Raw genomic sequence first — 1670 nt, 5'->3', positions numbered from 1 at the left:
ATCGCTACGAGAAGGATCCGGACCGGCGTGTGCAGGACGCCATTACGCTCGTCTTCGACAAGATCGAGGAACTCGGGACCGCGCGGCAGGCGCTGCTGTGGTTCCATGAGCACGGCCTCGACCTACCGGTGAAGCAGCCGAACGGTGACACAGCCTGGCGGCGGCCCAGCTACGCGACTCTCCACAGGATGGTCGAGAACCCGGTCTACGGCGGCGCCTACGCCTATGGTAGAACAGCCGTAGCGACGGGGTACGGCGTCCATGGCGCAGGCGCGAAGATCCGCCGGAAGGCGCGCGCCGAGTGGCTTGTCCTCAAGCCGGACGCCCACGAAGGCTATGTGAACTGGGAGAGGTTCGAAGCGATTAACGTGCCCACGAGCCGGCATCATGGCGCGCCCAAGCATGGCGAGGCGCTGCTCGCTGGGCTCATCCGCTGCCGGCGTTGTGGCCGCAAGCTGACGCTGCGCTACAGCGGTATGAAGCATCACATCCCCCGTTACAGCTGCTCGCGCGGCTGGATGGACAACGGCGAACCGCGCTGCATCGCGTTCGGTGGCTTGCGCGTCGATGATGCGATCGAAGGGGCACTGCTCGGCGTTGTCGGACCCGGCGCCGTTGCGGCGGCTACGGCCGCCGCAGCCCAAGCCACACATCAGAGGGATCAGGTTCGCGAAGCGCTCGGCCGTGATCTCGAAGCGGCCCGTTACGCCGCCGATCGCGCCTTCCGGCAATATGACACGGCGGATCCGGCAAATCGCCTGGTTGCCGCGGAGCTTGAGACGCGCTGGAATCGCACGCTTGCCCGCGTCGCCGAGGTAGAGAGCAAGATTGCCGCGCATGATGCGACGACCGCACCGACAGCGATCGATCCAACGATGCTCAGCGTGCTGGCCTCAGACCTCAAGTCAATCTGGTCAGGGCCGACCATCGATGCGCGGCTGAAGAAGCGCATCGTCCGTACGCTGATCCACGAGGTCGTTGCCGATATCGATGACGAAGCGTCCGAGATTGTTCTTGTCGTGCATTGGGCGGGCGGCGCTCACAGCGAGATGCGGCTGCCGAAGCGTCGACGGGGGCAGCGTAACAGCACCCCCGGTGACATCATCGCAGCCATCCGGCAACTGGTGCTGATCGCCAGCGACGACCTGATTGCGGGCCTGCTCAACCGCAACGGCCTCAAGACGGGCAACGGCAACCGTTGGACCCGTGAGCGCGTCACAACCACGCGATCTTATCATCGGATACCCGTCTTCCGGCGGGCCGAGAATAGCGTCGAGCCACGGCTCACTCTCTCTGACGCCGCCAGGCTTCTCAAGGTCGCATCCAAGACGCTGCGCTTGGCCGCAGAAGCTGGTCAGATCGAAGCCGCCACCCTCTGCCGGATGGGCCATGGATCTTCGCGCGCGCGGCCTTGACCACGGATGCCGCCTCATCCATCACCGAACGAGCGCGGCAGAATCCAAGATACCCCGCAGGATCGCATCCCGATCAACAAAGTCTCTTCTCTTCAACAACATAGACAAATGGGTGTTCTGATGCGCGATTGTAGTCTCTACGCCAATCCTCCATTTTCTGCCGAGCGTCGTCAAGACTGAGGAACCAGTGCGTGTTCAGGCATTCGTTTCTGAACTTGCCGTTGAAGGATTCGATGAAGCTGTTGTCCGTCGGCT

2 protein-coding genes are annotated in these 1670 nt (G+C 63.3%); one reads left to right on the top strand and one right to left on the bottom strand.

What is annotated here, in order from left to right:
• The coding region (locus GPL20_RS38470) for a recombinase family protein (RefSeq protein WP_246251310.1) at positions 1–1415 on the top strand (1415 nt) is incomplete at its 5' end.
• A gap of 73 nt (positions 1416–1488) precedes the next feature.
• Here GPL20_RS38470 and GPL20_RS38465 read toward each other — a convergent pair.
• The coding region (locus tag GPL20_RS38465) for an integrase core domain-containing protein (RefSeq protein ID WP_157337933.1) at positions 1489–1670 on the bottom strand (182 nt) is incomplete at its 5' end.

It is taken from the genome of Bradyrhizobium cajani, from assembly GCF_009759665.1.
GTDB lineage: Bacteria > Pseudomonadota > Alphaproteobacteria > Rhizobiales > Xanthobacteraceae > Bradyrhizobium > Bradyrhizobium cajani.
Note: the sequence above shows the minus strand (reverse complement) of the source record. Positions and strands in the feature narration are given on the sequence as shown.